The sequence below is a fragment of the Mesorhizobium sp. genome (assembly GCF_041661565.1).
GTDB lineage: Bacteria > Pseudomonadota > Alphaproteobacteria > Rhizobiales > Rhizobiaceae > Mesorhizobium.
In genome coordinates, this window is sequence record NZ_JBAZUD010000119.1 from 1 (window position 1) to 16,383 (window position 16,383).

A 16,383-nucleotide genomic window follows, 5' to 3' on the forward strand; every position below is an offset into this window, starting at 1 on the left:
TGGGATCTTGCAACCCTTGGACGCCAGCCAGCAATGGATGGTCTGCCGCGAAATCAGGCTTGAGCGTACCGGCCATGATCACCAGCCCGCCGATGAGGTCCCGATACCGCGCCGCCAACGCGATAGAGACCATGGCGCCCAGCGAGTGACCGACGATGACCGGCCGGTCGAGTCGCAGGCGCCCGATCAATCCGGCAACATCGCCCGCAAAATCGGCGACGCCGCAGCCCTTGCCGGCTTGTGAGGCGCCGTGGCCGCGCAGGTCCGGCATGATCAGGCGGCGACCGGCCAGATGCGGCGCTAGAAGCGAAAAACTTCGGCTGGTGTCGGTGAAGCCATGCACCAGGAGCAGCGCCGGTTCGGTGCCTTCGATGTCGAGATAGGCGATATCGAGGCCGTCAATATCAGCGAATAGCTTGCGCGCGGCCCAGGCGGCCTGATCCACCGAAGCGTCCTGGCCCAAGCCGTCCGATGCCGGCGCTGTCACAGGCCGAGCTTCTCCTTGACCGCCGCCAGGCCTGGCTTGCCATCGAAGGTGGTGACGCCGGCCAGCCAGGTGTCGAGGCGGCCCTTGTTCAGCGTGATTGCCTTCAGTGCCCCGTCTTCCGGCTTCATGCCGTCATTGATGAGATAGCCCATGCCGACATTTTCGAAATCGATGTCGAAGGCTAGATTTTTCAAGAGCTTCGCGACGTTCGGGCATTGCTGCAGATAGCCCTTGCGTACCTGCGTCGTCACCGTCGCGGCGCCGAAATTCGGGCCGAAGAACTTGTCGCCGCCGGTCAGGTACTTGAAGTCGTACATCGTGTTCATCGGATGTGGCGCCCAGCCCTGGAAAACGATGAACTGCTTCTCCTTGATCTCGTAGCCGACCTCCGAGAGCATGCCGGCTTCGCTCGACTCGACCACCTGCCAGCCATCGAGGCCAAACGCCGGATCGGCGATGGCGTCCATCATCAGCTGATTGGATCCGGGTTCGATGCCGTACATCTTCTTGCCGAACTTGTCGGCAAACTTGTGCAGGTCGGACAGGTCCTTCACGCCGGCCTCCCAGACGTAGGTCGGCACGGCGAAGGTGTATTTGGCGCCGACGAGATTGACACGCACATTCTCGACCGAGCCGTCCTTCTTGTAGGGCTCGTAATAGGTGACCATCGCCGGGTCCCAGTAGCCCAGGAACAGGTCGAGATCATTGTTCTTCATGCCCTCGTAGATGACGTTGATGCCGAGCACTTCGCTTTTCGGCTGATAGCCGAGCGCCTGGAACAGGACATTGGTTACGCCGGTGGTGAAGGCCAGATCGTTCCAGCCAGGCTCGGCCATGCGGACCGTCCTGCACTGCTCGGCTTCGCCGGCCCGGGCTGCATGAGAGCCGAGCGCCAATGCGGCGAGACAAACGCTGCTTGCAAGGATGCGCAACATTCTAGTTCTCCTCATTTGTCAAAAATTGACCAATTGGTCTTTTTATTGTCCCATCGGTCAATTGTTGATCTGGACGGGCGAAAATGTCAACGTGGATTCGCAATGCATGGATCAATCCGGTGAAACTCACGCGCCTCGGCGACATACGCCGCAAGGAGTTGCGGCGGGCGGCCTTCGCGGTGCTTGAGCGCGAAGGCATAGCCGGCGCGACGCTGGAGAAGGTGGCGGCGCAGGCAGGCGCCTCCAAGGGCATCGTGCTGCACTATTTCCGCAACAAGCAGGAACTGTTCGAGCACGCGATGCGGGAGGCCAATGCCGTGTTGCGCGACGCGGTGGTGATCCGGCTTCGCCAGGCACGGACCCCGATGGAGCGCCTGGACGCGGTGATCGAGGGCAATTTCGAGGAACATCTGTTCCTGCCGCCTCTCTGCCATGCCTGGCTTTCCCTGTGTGCCGAGGTGCCTCGCGACGAGAAGCTGGCGCGCATCCAGAAGGTGCTCCACGCCCGCATGCGCTCGAACCTGTTGTCGGGCCTTCACGGGCTTGCCTCACCGGCGGATGCCGACGACATCGCGCTTGGCGTCACCGCCCTGATCGATGGGCTTTGGCTGCGGCTCGGCCTTCAACCGGGCAGCGTCTCTCGCGAACGAGCGATCCGTCAGGTCAAGGATTATGTTTCCGCCCGCCTGGGCACCAGGCCGGTGGCCGCCGGCCTATAGGTTCGCCCGGCCTGCCGTGGATGGGATTCGTCAGCCCGGCCAGCCTGTCACGCGCTTGCGGTGTTGGAGGCCGGACTTCAGATTGCCGCCGGCATCCGCGTGAGCCCCGAGAAGTCGAGCCCAGGCCGACACCGCCGCGGCGCGCGTCAACCGGGTCCGTGCGAAATGCTGCGCTTCCCCTGATATCTCGGCCTCCATCTTCGGATTGGCGCGCAGCCATTCGATGCGCTCGACCATATCGGACATATCGCGCGCCACCGGGACATAATGCCGGAACGGCTCGATATCGTCGAAGAACCACTCTCGCCAAGGCCGGTCCTGCAGCAGCACGACGCGCCTGGTGTGGAGCAGCATCTTGAAGCGGCCACTGTAGCCCGCACCCTCGATATCGATCATGTAGCGGTAGGTGGCGACCTGGTCTTCCATCGTCCTGAACCTGCTGGAATACCGGTTGCTCGCGATATCGTAGTTCGACTCGGTATCGTATGCCTCAACAAGGTCGGGCCGTGCCGCCGCGGCTTCCACGACCCTTTTGCGGCCATCGTTCATGCAGCGCCCGGCCCAGAACAGCCTGTTGTCGCGCGCCGGCTGTTCAGACGCGGCCGCCATTGCCCGCGTCTTTTGATCGTAGTCGTCGAACTTTGCGTCCGGCCAGCCACCGAAAACGAAATCCGGAGCGGCCACCTCGCCATAGCCATCGGCTTGAGAGAATGCGAATCGTGTCGTGAAGTAGCGGTGCCGTCTGCGCGACGGCGTGTCGCCTAGAAGCATATAGAAGGGCGGCAGGTCGCGGACACCGAGCGACACCAATGCCTCGGCAATCAGGGCGAGTACCTGCTCGTGCCTTTCAAGCCAGGCGGCCCGTGACCGCACCCTCAGTCTTCCCCGTTCGAAGCGGCAGTGGATCTCGCCGCGGTTAAGCCCGGGCAGCAAGCGCCTCTCGACCTCGACAACATCGATGGGCAGGGGCGGTTTTCGCATTCGCGCTTCCGGCAAGACCATCGTCGTTAGGTGTTTGGGGACAAGTATGTCGGTCCGAAGCCCACCGCATCCCGCTCGAACCCGCATGGCTTCTTCAACAAGGCGGCTATCCTGTTCGCGGCGAAGATGCAAGTTGTTGCCCTGGCTGGACTATTCATACGCTGGGATAGGCCGATGGCTTGACCAGGGCAGCGGATTCGCGGCGCTTTCGACCGGATGAAGATGCGGGAGCATGCGATGAGGCTTGGCAACAAGCAGGCTTTGGTTACCGGGGGGTCCGAGGGCATCGGCTTTGCGATCGCCGAGGCATTCCTGCGCGAGGGTGCCGATGTCGTGATCGTCGGTCGCGATGCCACGAAACTGGCCACCGCCAGCGACAACCTCACAAGGGCTGGCACGAATGGAACCGTCAGGACGCTGTCCGCCGACCTTGCCACCGGCGCTGGCGTCGAAAGCGTGGTCGAGCACGTGAAGATGTCGGGCCGACCGCTCGACATTCTTGTCAACAATGCGGGTATGGCTTTCCTGGTGCCGTTCGAGACAGTCAGCCAGGAGCAGTTCCGGCAATCCTTCGCGCTCAACGTGGCGGCGGTGTTCTTCCTCACTCAGGGCTTGCTGCCGCATCTCGCCGCCGGCGCCTCGGTGATCAACATCTCATCCTACTTCGCCGACAAGATGATCCCGAAGCGGCCGTCGAGCCTCTATTCCCTGTCCAAGGGCGCGTTGAACTCGCTGACCAAGTCGCTCGCATTCGAACTCGGGCCGCGCGGCATCCGGGTCAATGCCATCGCGCCTGGCACAGTGGACACCGCGATGCGGCGCAAGACAGTCGACAATCTGCCGGACGAGGCCAAGGCAGAGCTGAGCGCCTATGTCGAGCGCAGCTATCCGCTCGGCAGAATCGGCCGCCCCGAAGATTTGGCGGGGATCGCTGTTCATCTCGCCAGCGACGAGGCTGCCTGGACCAGTGGCGGGATTTTTGCGATCGATGGTGGATATACGGCGGGCTAGAAGGACTTCCCCCCACCTGTCGCTGGAAATGCGGCGCCTTGACCGGCCTCGCAATTCCGCGTCTTTCACGGAGATCGAGAAATCCCGGACATTCGTGCCGCCATGTCATCAAGCGATCCGCTGATCCTCTTTTATACGACATTCTTCGGCAAGCCGGTCGACATCGAGTCCATCCAGGGTGAAGGGCGTTGGACAACGGACAAGCGCCGGCTCTCCGAGGCCGCGGCCGTGGTTTTCCACATGCCGGATTTCCAAGAATTCGGCGATGCCCGCAAATATCCCGGCCAATATTGGGTGGCCTGGTCGATGGAGAGCCGTCAGAACCATCCACGCGCCGCAAGTCCGGAGGTCATGAGGCATTTCGACATGACAATGACGCATGAAGCGCGTTCCGACGTCTGGGCGCCCTACCTGCCCAAGGCTTGCGCGTGGCGAGACATGGTTGCCAGACCAATCGCCGCGAAGACCGAACAGGCGCCGGTCGCGCTCTTCCAGTCCGCCCCCTTCAACCACAGCGGCCGCGTCGATTTCACAGCCGAACTTTCGCGCCATATCAAGATCGATTCCTATGGCAGGCACTTTCACAATCGAGCAATCGGCGGGCCGGATCTCGGCCGGAAAACAAAGATCGAGACCATCGCGCGGCACAGGTTCTGCCTCGCGCTGGAAAACTCGATCGAGCCTGATTACGTCACGGAGAAGATCTATGACGCATTCGAAGCCGGCACGGTGCCGGTCTATCTCGGCGCACCGAACGTGAGTGATTTCGTGCCCGCGAATTCCTATGTCGAGGCTGGCGCGTTCCCCAACACGAAAGCGCTGGCTGGCTATCTCCAGCACCTTGTCGACACGCCGCTGGAGTATGAGGCCTATTTCGCCTGGCGCTCGAAGCCGCTGCCCGACACGATCTTGGAACGTCTGCCCACACTGGAAACCCCTTGCTTCCGGCGCCTGACGAACCTTGTGCGTCAACGCCTGCAGGAGCAGCCGAGCGCCCCATCGGGGCGGCCAACGATCCCGTTTGGCCGCCTCACCTACGTGCGCACGCGGCTACGTCGCTGGAAGAAAAAGATTCCCGGCTGACAAACCTTCGATTGACGTTCAGGCGCCATCCAACGGCATGCGAAAGACAAAGCGCGTCTCCTGCGCTGAGGATGCAGCCTCTACCTTGCCCGAATGCATCTTGGCGATCTCGGCGGCAATGTAGAGGCCAAGTCCCAGGCCCTGATCGTTCGTGGTCTTGCCGCGCACGAACGGCTGGAACAGATTGGCCATCATTTCGGTCGCGATAGGCTTGCCGGTATTGGCAACCGAGAAAACAAGCTCCCCGCCTGCAGTCGTGGCTTCCACCCTGACCGGCGCGCCGAAGGCGCCATGGTTGAGCGCGTTGCCGATCAGGTTCGAGAACAGCCTCGCAAGCCGCAGATGATCGGCGATGACAGGCGCGGGAACATCAAACTCGGTTTCGATCACGCGGTCCGGATGAACGGAGCGAAATTCCGACACGACTTGCTCCAGCACCGGCCCCACCGGCTTGGGCTCGGTCGTCTTGCCCACCAGCCCGGCGCCCATGCGGCTTCGGGCAAAGTCGAGTACATTGTCGATCAGCCCACCCATGCGCGCCACGCTGCCCTCCATCAAGGCCAGGATCTGCGCGCGCTTTGCCTCGTCATCGGTGCGCTTCAGCATATTGACGCCGGAGGCGATCGAGCCGAGCGGATTGCGCAGGTCGTGACCAAGGACGGCGATGAACTGCTCGCGCAGTTCCTTGTTCTTACGCTCCAGCAAGGTTTCGGCGTGGGCCGCGTCGAGCCGCTCCGCCGAGTCCAGATGGGCGGCAATCAGTTCCGCGAACAGCTTGAACATGCCGATGGTTTCGGGATTCTTCAACCGCGCCGGACGCGGATCGATGGCGCACAAGGTGCCGAAAAACCGACCGTCCCTGCGGATGATCGGCATCGATATATAGCTCTGGAAGCCATATTGCGCGGGCGTGTGGTGACCGGAAAAGGCCTGATCATCGGCAACGCTGTCAATGACCACCGCTTCGTGGCTGGCACGGATCTCGCTGCAGATTGTGGTCTCGACCTTCAGCTCGCCGCCCGGCGCGAGGCCGAAATCAATATTGTCGAGAACACCGCAGACAATCCAGCGATCCTCGGTGACGCGGGCGACCGCGGCAAAACCCATCCCGGTGGTGCGGCAGACGACATCGAGAATGGTCGGAACCGCGTCGATGCTGGCGATAAGGTCGATGTCCTGCTGAAAATCGTGTGCCACTTCTACCCTGGTCGATCGTTTGCCCGGCACCCTATTTGATGGCTCGATCCATGTCATCACGCTGAAACGTACTAAGCTGCGGTCGGCAGGCGCGCGAATGTCAATGTGCTGAACCGATTTGCATGCTTTTCGAGCGCAATCTCCGCTTGAAGGCCATTGTGCAACGCGATAGGCCGTTGCCAAATTCGACACACTGGAGATGCCGCCCGTGAGCACGTCAAAGACCAGAACCGAAACCGACACGTTCGGTCCCATCGAGGTCGACGCCAGCCGCTATTGGGGCGCGCAGGCACAGCGGTCGCTCGGCAACTTCAAGATCGGCTGGGAAAAGCAGCCCATTTCAATCGTACGCGCGCTCGGCATCGTCAAGCGGGCGGCGGCCGAAGCCAATATGGAACTGAAGCGGCTGGATCCCGCGATCGGCAAGGCGATCATCGAGGCCTCCCAGGAGGTCATCGACGGAAAGCTCAACGACCATTTCCCGCTGGCGGTGTGGCAAACCGGCTCCGGCACACAGTCCAACATGAACGCCAACGAGGTCATCTCCAACCGGGCGATCGAGATGCTGGGCGGCGTCATGGGGTCGAAGAAGCCGGTGCATCCCAATGACCACGTCAATATGAGCCAGTCATCGAACGATACCTATCCGACGGCCATGCACATCGCCTGCGCCGAGCGCATCGTGCACGACCTGTTGCCGGCGCTGAAACACCTGCACAAGGCGCTCGCCGCCAAGAGCCGGGAGTTCAACCACATCATCAAGATCGGCCGTACCCACACACAGGATGCGACGCCGCTGACCCTCGGCCAGGAATTCTCCGGCTACGCCGCGCAGGTCGCGTCTTCGATGAGGCGCATCGAATTGACGTTGCCAGGCCTGCAGGAACTGGCACAGGGCGGCACCGCGGTGGGCACAGGCCTCAACGCGCCGGTCGGCTTCGCCGAGCGGGTGGCCGATCGCATCGCCGCCATCACCGGCATCGCCTTCGTCACCGCGCCCAACAAGTTCGAGGCACTCGCCGCCCACGATTCCATGGTGTTCTCGCATGGCGCCATCAACGCGGCCGCGGCTGCCCTGTTCAAGGTCGCCAACGACATCCGCTTCCTCGGCTCCGGGCCGCGCTCGGGCCTCGGCGAGTTGTCGTTGCCCGAAAACGAACCCGGCTCGTCGATCATGCCGGGCAAGGTCAACCCGACGCAGTGCGAAGCGATGACCCAGGTCTGCGTGCAGGTGTTCGGCAACAACGCGGCCGTGACCTTCGCCGGCAGCCAGGGCCATTTCGAACTCAATGTCTACAACCCACTGATGGCCTACAACTTCCTGCAGTCGGTGCAGTTGCTCGCCGACGCCTCGGTCTCGTTCACCGACAATTGCGTCGTCGGCATCGAGGCGCGTGAGGACAACATCAAGGCGGCGCTCGACCGCTCGCTGATGCTGGTGACGGCGCTGGCGCCGACCATCGGCTACGACAATGCGGCCAAGATCGCCAAGACGGCGCACAAGAACGGCACGACGTTGCGCGAGGAAGCGCTCGCAACCGGCCTGGTCAGCGAAGCGGACTATGAGCGTCTGGTGCGGCCTGTGGACATGACGCATCCAGGGTAGGTCGTTCCGGCGGACACTCTACGGCGATCGGGCCATGCTCGACACGATTCCTGCCTGTTGCGCGATCACCGGAATGCGAGCATCGTGAACAATGTGTCGCCACATAGGCGGCTTTGGTGAACAGTCGCTATGGTCTATTGCACGGATCACTCAACCCGTTCGGAGACACCGCAATGTCCTTCAGCTCATCCGCCGCCGGCACCGCTTCCAGCAACTCGCTCACCATCCTTCTCGGCCGCATCCTGCTCGCCATCATCTTTCTGCTTTCCGGTTTCGGCAAGCTCACCGCCATTTCCGGCACCGCCGGCTATTTCGGCTCGATGGGTCTTCCCGTCCCGACCGTAACGGCTGTTGTCGTCGGCCTGATCGAACTTCTCGGCGGTCTCGCCATCGTCGTCGGCTTCCAGACCCGCATCGTGGCCTGGGTGTTGGCTATCTTCACCATCGCAACCGCCCTTGTCGCCCACACGGGTTGGGCCGATCAGAACCAGATGATCCATTTCCTGAAGAACGTCGCCATCGCCGGCGGCTTCCTGGTGCTGGCCTCCTCTGGCGCCGGCGCCTACTCGATCGACGCCAAGCGCGGCTGAGCCACGCCTCCCAAGTCTTCACAGAAGCGGCGCGGAATTCTCCGCGCCGCTTTTTCGTTGTCTGTCACAGGCCCACGCATCTCGATCCGCCGCCATGGGATTTCCCGCCGTATTGCCGATAGGATGGCTGCTTCGGGGAAAGGCCAACCGAAACCGACAACGGAGGTGACCGTGCCTCGCGACTTGCTGCTTCTTCTTTCCCGGCTGTTTCTCGCCGCCCTGTTCGTACCGTCCGGGTTCAACGCATTGTCCGACATTGCCGGCACGACAAGCTATTTCGCCGGGCTTGGCCTGCCATTGCCGACGTTCGCCGCCTGGGGCACAGGCCTGTTCGAATTGATTGCTGGATTGCTCGTCCTGGTCGGCTTCCAGACAAGGATCGTTGCCCTGCTGCTTGCCGCCTTCTGCATTGTCGCCGGCTTCATCGGCCACTATGGCCAGGGCGGCGATGACCCGACGCTCGTTTTCCTGCATTCGCAGATGCTGATGAAGGACATCGCGATCGCGGGCGGCTTTCTGGCTCTGGCCATGGCCGGCGCCGGCGCCTGGTCGATCGACCGGCGCGGTTCCGCGTAGTCTTATTTCACCGACATGCTCGGGCCGCCTTCGACCGACAGCACCAGCCGGCGATTGGTGATCCGCGCCAGTTGGGCGAGGCGCCCGGCCGGCCGTTCGCCGTAGAGATCGGCAAGGGACGCCGGCAACACCAGCGCCAGCACACCATTGGCGCGCTGCTCCCATTTCAGTCTCGGCATGATGCCGGGCATCGATGCGGTCAGCAGGTAGACGACGCGCATCATCGCCGCCAGCACCCGGGAGCGCTCTAGATAGCGCGGCGTCGTCAACGCCTTGATCTCGGGGTCGATGGATTCGTTGAAGATGCCGTCATGACGGTAGGCATTGGCCAGCGCCAGGAAGGCGCGGCCGGGATGGTCGACGCCGAAGAAAGAGGCATGCGCGATGATGTTCAACGACTGCTTGCCGCGATATTCGGGATGCGCGCGCCAGCCGATATCGGCCAGCAGAGCCGCAGCGTGGCGGTAGCGCGCCTCATCCTCGGTCTCGTCGATGCCGAAGGCGGCGAATGTCCGGGCTGTCCATTCGACCAGCTCATGCGCGTGGGTTACGGAGCGCGAGCGCAGCCGGGCGAGCTCTTCCGCGGCTGAAATCAGCGGGTCGGCCTTCTGCTCAGCCTCGTCGAGCAGCGAATAGAGAAAGCCCTCGCGCACCCCGAGCGCCGAGACGATGATCTTGGACGGCTGCATCGCCGTCATGATCTCCTGCAGCACGATGGCGCCATAGGGCAGCAGCGAGCGGCGGTTCTTGGAGACGCCTTCGATGCCCTTGACCTTCTCGATCTCGCCCTTCGCCACCTGCCTGAGAAAATTGGCCGCGCTTTCGATGCCGATGTCATAGTGGTGCATGACGCCGAGCGGATAGTTGGTCATCTCCATGTGCAGCCGGGCGAGATTTCGCCAGGTGCCGCCAACGGCGTAGAAGGGCCTGCCCTGCCCGCCTTTCAGCAGCTTGGCCCGGGCCAGTTCGTCACGCGTGATCTTTGCCGCCTGGGCAAGCGAGTTCTTCGCCATGTCCTGCAGGCGCAGGCCGCCCAGCGGCAGCGTGATCCCGTCGCCGATCGCCTCGCCCGCAACATCGACCAGTTCGAGGCTGCCGCCGCCAAGGTCGCCAGCGATGCCGTCGGCCGGATGAAAGCCGGAAATCACCCCAAGCGCCGAATAATGGGCTTCCTGGCGCCCGCTCAGCACCCGGATTTCGGTCTTGAGCACATCCTCGGCCCGGTGGATGAAGTCGGGACCGTTGACGGCCTCGCGGGCCGCAGCCGTCGCCAGCACATACATATGCTCGGCGCCGGCCTGGTCGGAGAGCGCCCGAAAGCGGCGGAACTCCTCCATCGAGCGCGTCACCGCTTCGGGATCGAGCTTGCCGGTCGACACGATGCCGCGGCCGAGGCCGGCCAGCATCTTTTCGTTGAACAGCATGGTCGGCGAGCGCGCCAGCCCTTCATAGACCACAAGACGGATCGAGTTCGAACCGATGTCGATGATGGACAGCGGTCGGCGGTCCTGCAGCCGGCCTTGGGATTCCGCCTGCATCAGCTGGACGCTGCAGCGTTCTTCTTGCGGCGCTTGAACTGCGCGATGCGCTTGGGCGCGTGCGACTTCAGCGCATCACCCCGTCCGGACAGGCTGGGATTGGTCATGAAATATTCCTGCGCGTTGAACGGTTCCTCGCCCTCCTCCAGCACCACGCGCCGGGAGGTTCCATCAGCCAATACGTCGAAACTTTGCTGATTGTCCATGATGTTGCCGAGCATGATCTGGCCCAAAATCTGTTCATGCACAGTTGGATTGGTGATCGGCACCATGGTCTCGACACGGCGATCGAGATTGCGCGGCATGAGGTCGGCCGACGAGATGTAGACGATCGCCTCGTCCGAGGGCAGGCCATGGCCGTTGCCAAAGCAATAGATGCGGCTGTGTTCCAGGAACCGGCCAACGATCGATTTCACCCTGATGTTTTCCGACAGGCCGGGCACCTGCGGCCTCAGGCAACAGATGCCGCGCACGACAAGGTCGATCTCGACCCCTGCCCGGCTGGCGTCATAGAGCGCATCGATGATGATGGGGTCGACGAGCGCGTTCATCTTCATCCAGATACGCGCCGGCTTGCCCGCGCGCGCATAAGCGACTTCATCGGAAATGTGCTTGAGAATCCTGTTTCTGAGCGTGAACGGCGAGATCGCCAGCCGCATTTCATCCGTTGGCTCGGCATAGCCGGTGATGAAGTTGAAGAGCTGGGCGACATCGCGGGCGATCGTCGGATCGGTGGTGAAGAAGGACAGGTCGGTGTAGATGCGGGCGGTGACCGGGTGGTAATTGCCGGTGCCGAGATGCACATAGTTGCGCAGCTTGCCGTCCTCGCGCCGCACCACCAGCGACATTTTCGCGTGGGTCTTCAGCTCGAGGAAGCCGAAAACGACCTGCACGCCGGCGCGCTCGAGATCGCGCGCCCAGCGGATGTTGGCTTCCTCGTCGAAACGCGCCTTGAGCTCGACCAGCGCCGTCACCGACTTGCCGGCCTCGGCCGCGTCGACCAGCGCGCGCACGATCGGGCTGTCGTTGGAGGTGCGGTACAGCGTCTGCTTGATCGCCACCACTTCCGGGTCGGCCATGGCCTGGCGCAGGAACTGCACGACGACGTCGAAGGATTCATAGGGATGGTGGACGACGATATCCTTCTCGCGAATGGCGGCGAAACAGTCGCCGCCATGCTCGCGGATGCGCTCGGGAAAGCGCGGATTGTAGGGCGTGAACTTCAAATCGTCGCGGGGGATGGAGACGATCTCGGAAATCTGGCTGAGCGCAAGAGGACCGGTCAGCACACTGATGCGGCTCGACGAGACGCCGAGCTCGCCGGCGACGAACTCGCGCAGTTCGCCAGGCATCAGCCTGTCGAATTCGATGCGAATGACCGAGCCGCGGCGGCGGCGCTTCAGCGCTGTCTCGAACAGGCGCACGAGGTCCTCGGACTCCTCTTCGACCTCGATATCACTGTCGCGAATGATGCGGAACGTGCCCGAGCCCTTGACCTCGTAGCCGGGAAACAGCTTGCCGATATAGAGGCCGACCGCCTCTTCCAGTGGGATGAACCGGACATTCTGCTTGCGGTCCGGCAGACGGATGAACCGCTTCAACGCGACCGGCAGGCGCAGCAGCGCGCTCATCTCCTCGCCATTCTTGCGATGGCGCAGCTGCAGTGCCATCGAGAAGCCGAGATTGGGAATGAACGGGAATGGGTGCGCCGGGTCGATCGACAGCGGTGTCAGCACCGGGAACACCTGTTCCTGGAAATGGTCTTCCAGCCAGATTTTCTCGTCCTTGGTCAGCGCATCGCGGGTAATGGTCTCGATGCCTTCCTTGTTGAGCAGCACGGTGAGGGCCGAAAGGCTGTTCTGCTGGTCTTCCTGCAGCCGTTCGACTTCGCGCAGCAGCTGCTCGAGCTGCTGCTCGGGCGTGCGTCCGTCCGGGCTCTTCAGCACGATGCCCTCGCGCACCTGGCCTGCGAGGCCGGCGACGCGCACCATGAAGAACTCGTCGAGATTGGCGGCCGAGATCGACAGGAAGCGGACGCGCTCCAGCAGCGGATGATTGAGATTGAGCGATTCTTCGAGAACGCGCCGGTTGAACTGCAGCCAGGAGAATTCACGATTGACGAAACGGTCGGGGTTGCCGCCTTCCGGGCTTGCAGCCTCGATATTGGTGAATTCGCTCTTGACCGGCTTCAGTTCGTTCATGTTTTCCGCTCTTCCCACCAGCTCTGCCGCTTAACCGGCTTAACTTATCCTCTGACAGGCTTTTGCGACAGTTTCATTTCATCGATCTTGCAAAGAGGCCTGTTATGATCCAGATGCAGGCGAGACTGCGTTAAGGAGACGACGATGGCAGGCGGTTCCATTCCCCATTTCCAGAACGATGCGGGCCATCCGGCGATCGACATCGGGGTCAAGGAATTCATGTGCACCGGCGCCAACCCGCCCTTCGACCATCCGCATGTGTTTCTCGACATGGGCGACGACAATGAGAAGGTTTGCCCCTATTGCTCGACGCTCTATCGCTATTCGCCGAAGCTGAAGGCGACGGAAACGCTGCCGGCCGGCTGCCTCTATATCGACCAGGCCGCCTGATTCCTTACCGACACAGCTGATGGGCAAGATGGACGACAAGCGCTCCCGGCCAGTCGTCATCGCCGGAGCAGGCGTCGCCGGACTGACCGCCGCAATTGCCTTTGCCAGACGCGGCTGTCGCGTGCAGCTGTTCGAGCAGGCACCGCGCCTCGAGGCCGTAGGCGCCGGTCTCCAGCTTTCTCCCAACGCGACACGCATCCTGCGGGACCTCGGCGTACTCGACCGGCTGCTGCCGGCCGCGGTGCGGCCGGAGGCCGTGGTGCTGAAGGATGCGAGGACATTGCGCCAACTGGCCCGGGTGCCGCTGGGCCGGTCGGGTGAAGACCGTTGGGGCGCTCCCTATCTCGTCACGCATCGGGCCGACCTGCAGAGTGCGCTGATGGAGCGGGCCGCCGAAATGCCCGATATTCATCTCACCCTCGGCGCGCGCGTCCAGAAAATCGCGGTCGGCAGCCAGGGTGTCATGGCGAGCGTCGAGATCGGCGGCAAGACGTCGGAGAAACAAGGCTCGTTGCTGGTTGGTGCCGATGGCGTCTGGTCGACGGTGCGCGGGCTTGTCGATTCCGAAAGGATGGCACCGCCAAGAAACCGTTTTTCGGGGGCGCTGGCCTGGCGGGCCACGGTCGCCGCCGACAGTCCCGCCGGTCTCGCCTTCGCCGCGATCGGGCCGCCCAACTGTGTCACGACGTTTCTGCATCCGGGCTTTCACATGGTCGCTTATCCCGTCAGCAAGGGCGACGCCTTCAACCTCGTCGCCTTTACCAAGGGCGAGCGGATCGCCGAGGGCTGGTCAGGCCGTGCCGATCCCGGCATCCTCGCCGATGCAATGCGCGGCTGCGCCCCTGGCTTGGCAAAGGTGACGCAACTGGTTGGCCCCTGGCTGACCTGGCCGCTCCATACGGTCGACCAAGGGCAGCCTTGGACCGTGCCCGGCGGAATCGCGCTGATCGGCGACGCCGCTCATGCGATGACCCCCTTCGCGGCGCAGGGTGCGGCGATGGCGATCGAGGACGCGGCAATGCTTGCAGATGCCGTCGCCGACTCGGCGGCCGATCCGGCAGCCGGCCTTGGAATGTGGGAGGCCCTGCGACGGCCGCGCATAGCCAAGGCTGCGCGGCGCGGCGCCCTCAATCGCCTTGCCTGGCATGCCGCCGGGCCGGTGGCGATCGCCCGCGACCTGTTCCTGGCGATGCGGGGCCCGGACAAGCTCGCGGCGGATCTCGACTGGCTTTATGGATGGGAGCGACAGAAAACAACTCGGCGCTGACGCCCGGCCGTGGCCGGCCCATCTCGCTAATTGTAAAGCCGCATCGACAGGCCGAGCGAGACCGGCAGCGGGTTCCACCAGCCGGTGCGCAGGCCAGCAGTGCGCAGCGCCGCCGCGGTCCAGGTGTTGCATCCGACCAGCGCGTTGAAGTGCCCTTTTGCCTCGAAGAAACGGTCGAACCTAGAATAGGCCGCGTTCTCGATGATGACAGGGCCGCCCTCCCCTTGCTGGAAGCTGGCGGCGATGAAATCGAGCAAGGCGGCGAAGCGGTCCTCGCCGATGTCGAACCCGGCGACATCCGGACGCGGTTCGGTGATGTCGCCGGCGATATCGACATGCATCACTGACGTGTCGAGGGTCAGCGCTTTCATCACCGGAACGGCTTTGAGTTGCGACCATGTCGGCGTTTCCAGGTAGAACGCGCGGCCGCCCCAGCCAAAGACGATGTAGCGCACTCCGGCAATGTCGGTCGGCATGCCGGCATCAAGCAGGAAATGAAAGCGCCGAAGCACCGCATCGTCGACCGGAACGGCGATGTCTGTGTGGATCGGGTTCCTGAGGACCAATATATGCCGCGTGCTCGCGGGTCTGTCGCCGGCTGTCTGCCAAAGCGGTCGCGGCACCAACGCTCCCAGCGTCACGGCCAGAGCCGCCACGATCAACAGGCGGACCGGAATACGTCCAAGCTTCTTCATGAATGGCTGCCTTGCGAACGCATCGGGGCGTGACAGGAGGCGTCTGCCACCTGCTCATCCATACGCAAAAGAGCCCGGCTCTGTTTCAGCCGGGCTCTCCGCGATTGTCGAAGGCCTAAGATTGTCGAGGACTCAGTGCAGGATCTGCGACAGGAACAGTTTTGTGCGCTCATGGCGCGGATGGTCGAAGAACTCGGCCGGCGTGTTCTGCTCGACGATCTGGCCCTGATCCATGAAGATCACCCGGTTGGCGACCTTGCGCGCGAAGCCCATTTCATGGGTGACGCACAGCATGGTCATGCCTTCCTCGGCCAGCCCGACCATCGTCTCCAGCACTTCCTTGATCATTTCCGGATCGAGCGCGGAGGTCGGCTCATCGAACAGCATGATGCGCGGGTTCATGCACAGCGAGCGGGCGATCGCCACGCGCTGCTGCTGGCCGCCCGAGAGCTGGCCCGGGTACTTGTTGGCCTGCTCGGGAATCTTGACGCGCTTGAGGAAGTGCATGGCGATTTCCTCGGCCTGCTTCTTCGGTGTCTTGCGCACCCAGATCGGCGCCAGCGTGCAATTTTCGAGGATGGTGAGATGCGGAAACAGGTTGAAGTGCTGGAACACCATGCCGACCTCGCGGCGCACCTCGTCGATCTTCTTCAGATCGTTGGTCAGTTCCTTGCCATCGACGATGATCTTGCCTTTCTGGTGCTCCTCCAGCCGGTTGATGCAGCGGATCATCGTCGATTTGCCCGAGCCCGACGGGCCGCAGATGACGATGCGCTCGCCGCGCATCACCTTCAGATTGATGTCCTTCAGCACATGGAACTCGCCGTACCATTTGTGCATGGCGATGATGTCGATGGCGACATCGGTGGTCGAGATCTGCATCTTGGCGGCGTTGACCTTGATCTCTTCGGCGCTTACGGCGTTTTCGGTGGCCATGACGGGTCCCCTTGTTCTTTTATCTTTGGTTATAATGCATGTCGTTATCCCAAACCCACAACACAGTTTTGGGCGACATGCATCAGCGTTTGTGGCCGGTGTCGAGCCGGCGTTCCGTGTACATGGAATAGCGCGACATGCCGAAGCAGAACAGCCAGAAGACGAAGGCTG

At 62.7% G+C, this 16,383-nt stretch carries 16 protein-coding genes; 8 read left to right on the forward strand and 8 right to left on the reverse strand.

Features of this window, described 5'->3' with window-relative positions; genetic code table 11:
* Positions 1-487, reverse strand: a 487-nt coding sequence (locus WC739_RS18995; RefSeq protein ID WP_372954570.1) for an alpha/beta fold hydrolase, incomplete at its 3' end; no start/stop codon positions are given.
* The gene (choX, locus tag WC739_RS19000; protein WP_372954571.1) at positions 484-1,422 is read right to left on the reverse strand and encodes a choline ABC transporter substrate-binding protein; all 939 of its coding nucleotides are present in this window, start codon (positions 1,420-1,422) and stop codon (positions 484-486) included. The genes choX and WC739_RS18995, both read right to left, overlap by 4 nt.
* An 83-nt stretch (positions 1,423-1,505) precedes the next feature.
* Here choX and betI point away from each other — a divergent pair, with 83 nt between their 5' ends.
* On the forward strand, positions 1,506-2,141 hold the full coding sequence (gene betI, locus WC739_RS19005; protein WP_372954572.1) for a transcriptional regulator BetI: 636 nt from the start codon (positions 1,506-1,508) through the stop codon (positions 2,139-2,141).
* 30 nt (positions 2,142-2,171) lie between these two features.
* Here the strand turns inward: betI and WC739_RS19010 are convergent, their stop codons facing one another.
* Complete coding sequence (locus WC739_RS19010) at positions 2,172-3,122, reverse strand: glycosyl transferase family 90 (protein WP_372954573.1); 951 nt, start codon at positions 3,120-3,122, stop codon at positions 2,172-2,174.
* A 237-nt stretch (positions 3,123-3,359) separates the two neighbouring features.
* Between WC739_RS19010 and WC739_RS19015 the strand changes: the two genes are divergently transcribed.
* Both WC739_RS19015 and WC739_RS19020 read left to right on the forward strand, forming a co-directional pair.
* Positions 3,360-4,133, forward strand: a complete 774-nt coding sequence (locus tag WC739_RS19015) for an SDR family NAD(P)-dependent oxidoreductase (RefSeq protein ID WP_372954574.1) — start codon at positions 3,360-3,362, stop codon at positions 4,131-4,133.
* 102 nt (positions 4,134-4,235) lie between these two features.
* Positions 4,236-5,216, forward strand: a complete 981-nt coding sequence (locus tag WC739_RS19020) for a glycosyltransferase family 10 domain-containing protein (protein ID WP_372954575.1) — start codon at positions 4,236-4,238, stop codon at positions 5,214-5,216.
* An 18-nt stretch (positions 5,217-5,234) separates the two neighbouring features.
* Here the strand turns inward: WC739_RS19020 and WC739_RS19025 are convergent, their stop codons facing one another.
* Positions 5,235-6,413 (reverse strand): ATP-binding protein, encoded by a 1,179-nt coding sequence (locus WC739_RS19025; protein WP_372954576.1) that lies wholly within the window; start codon positions 6,411-6,413, stop codon positions 5,235-5,237.
* 199 nt (positions 6,414-6,612) lie between these two features.
* Here WC739_RS19025 and fumC point away from each other — a divergent pair, with 199 nt between their 5' ends.
* The 3 genes from fumC (at position 6,613) to WC739_RS19040 (ending at position 9,185) form a co-directional block, all read left to right on the forward strand.
* Positions 6,613-8,019: a class II fumarate hydratase gene (gene fumC, locus WC739_RS19030; protein WP_372954577.1), complete on the forward strand. Its 1,407-nt coding sequence runs from the start codon at positions 6,613-6,615 to the stop codon at positions 8,017-8,019.
* 173 nt (positions 8,020-8,192) lie between these two features.
* Positions 8,193-8,609 carry a DoxX family protein gene (locus WC739_RS19035; RefSeq protein WP_372954578.1) on the forward strand — a complete coding sequence of 139 codons (417 nt, stop codon included), beginning with the start codon at positions 8,193-8,195 and terminating at the stop codon, positions 8,607-8,609.
* A 171-nt stretch (positions 8,610-8,780) separates the two neighbouring features.
* Positions 8,781-9,185 (forward strand): DoxX family protein, encoded by a 405-nt coding sequence (locus tag WC739_RS19040; protein WP_372954579.1) that lies wholly within the window; start codon positions 8,781-8,783, stop codon positions 9,183-9,185.
* A 2-nt stretch (positions 9,186-9,187) separates the two neighbouring features.
* On the opposite strand, the gene ppx is transcribed toward WC739_RS19040, so the two are convergent.
* Both ppx and WC739_RS19050 read right to left on the reverse strand, forming a co-directional pair.
* A complete protein-coding gene (ppx, locus tag WC739_RS19045) occupies positions 9,188-10,723 on the reverse strand; it encodes an exopolyphosphatase (RefSeq protein ID WP_372954580.1) in 1,536 nt (511 codons plus the stop codon).
* Entirely contained in the window at positions 10,723-12,924 is a 2,202-nt protein-coding gene (locus tag WC739_RS19050; RefSeq protein ID WP_372954581.1) for an RNA degradosome polyphosphate kinase, read from the reverse strand. The genes ppx and WC739_RS19050 overlap by 1 nt, the downstream gene beginning before the upstream one ends.
* A 144-nt stretch (positions 12,925-13,068) precedes the next feature.
* On the opposite strand from WC739_RS19050, the gene WC739_RS19055 reads away from it, so the two are divergent.
* Together WC739_RS19055 and WC739_RS19060 are read left to right on the forward strand one after the other, a co-directional pair.
* A complete protein-coding gene (locus WC739_RS19055) occupies positions 13,069-13,314 on the forward strand; it encodes a zinc-finger domain-containing protein (protein WP_015318409.1) in 246 nt (81 codons plus the stop codon).
* A 28-nt stretch (positions 13,315-13,342) separates the two neighbouring features.
* Positions 13,343-14,581, forward strand: a complete 1,239-nt coding sequence (locus WC739_RS19060) for an FAD-dependent monooxygenase (protein WP_372954583.1) — start codon at positions 13,343-13,345, stop codon at positions 14,579-14,581.
* Between the two features lie 26 nt (positions 14,582-14,607).
* Here WC739_RS19060 and WC739_RS19065 read toward each other — a convergent pair whose 3' ends face one another.
* Together WC739_RS19065 and WC739_RS19070 are read right to left on the reverse strand one after the other, a co-directional pair.
* The gene (locus WC739_RS19065; RefSeq protein ID WP_372954582.1) at positions 14,608-15,276 is read right to left on the reverse strand and encodes a TIGR02117 family protein; all 669 of its coding nucleotides are present in this window, start codon (positions 15,274-15,276) and stop codon (positions 14,608-14,610) included.
* Between the two features lie 132 nt (positions 15,277-15,408).
* Positions 15,409-16,158, reverse strand: coding sequence for an amino acid ABC transporter ATP-binding protein (locus tag WC739_RS19070; protein ID WP_031213892.1), 750 nt, complete (start codon positions 16,156-16,158; stop codon positions 15,409-15,411).
* Positions 16,159-16,383 lie beyond the last annotated feature (225 nt).

What these genes read in the sequence shown, in the direction of transcription:
- choX (WP_372954571.1), bottom strand. Translation starts at nt 1,422, where the DNA reads ATGTTGCGCATCCTTGCAAGCAGCGTTTGTCTCGCCGCATTGGCGCTC.
- betI (WP_372954572.1), top strand. Translation starts at nt 1,506, where the DNA reads ATGTCAACGTGGATTCGCAATGCATGGATCAATCCGGTGAAACTCACG.
- WC739_RS19010 (WP_372954573.1), bottom strand. Translation starts at nt 3,122, where the DNA reads ATGCGAAAACCGCCCCTGCCCATCGATGTTGTCGAGGTCGAGAGGCGC.
- WC739_RS19015 (WP_372954574.1), top strand. Translation starts at nt 3,360, where the DNA reads ATGAGGCTTGGCAACAAGCAGGCTTTGGTTACCGGGGGGTCCGAGGGC.
- WC739_RS19020 (WP_372954575.1), top strand. Translation starts at nt 4,236, where the DNA reads ATGTCATCAAGCGATCCGCTGATCCTCTTTTATACGACATTCTTCGGC.
- fumC (WP_372954577.1), top strand. Translation starts at nt 6,613, where the DNA reads ATGCCGCCCGTGAGCACGTCAAAGACCAGAACCGAAACCGACACGTTC.
- WC739_RS19035 (WP_372954578.1), top strand. Translation starts at nt 8,193, where the DNA reads ATGTCCTTCAGCTCATCCGCCGCCGGCACCGCTTCCAGCAACTCGCTC.
- ppx (WP_372954580.1), bottom strand. Translation starts at nt 10,723, where the DNA reads ATGCAGGCGGAATCCCAAGGCCGGCTGCAGGACCGCCGACCGCTGTCC.
- WC739_RS19050 (WP_372954581.1), bottom strand. Translation starts at nt 12,924, where the DNA reads ATGAACGAACTGAAGCCGGTCAAGAGCGAATTCACCAATATCGAGGCT.
- WC739_RS19055 (WP_015318409.1), top strand. Translation starts at nt 13,069, where the DNA reads ATGGCAGGCGGTTCCATTCCCCATTTCCAGAACGATGCGGGCCATCCG.
- WC739_RS19060 (WP_372954583.1), top strand. Translation starts at nt 13,343, where the DNA reads ATGGACGACAAGCGCTCCCGGCCAGTCGTCATCGCCGGAGCAGGCGTC.
- WC739_RS19065 (WP_372954582.1), bottom strand. Translation starts at nt 15,276, where the DNA reads ATGAAGAAGCTTGGACGTATTCCGGTCCGCCTGTTGATCGTGGCGGCT.
- WC739_RS19070 (WP_031213892.1), bottom strand. Translation starts at nt 16,158, where the DNA reads ATGCAGATCTCGACCACCGATGTCGCCATCGACATCATCGCCATGCAC.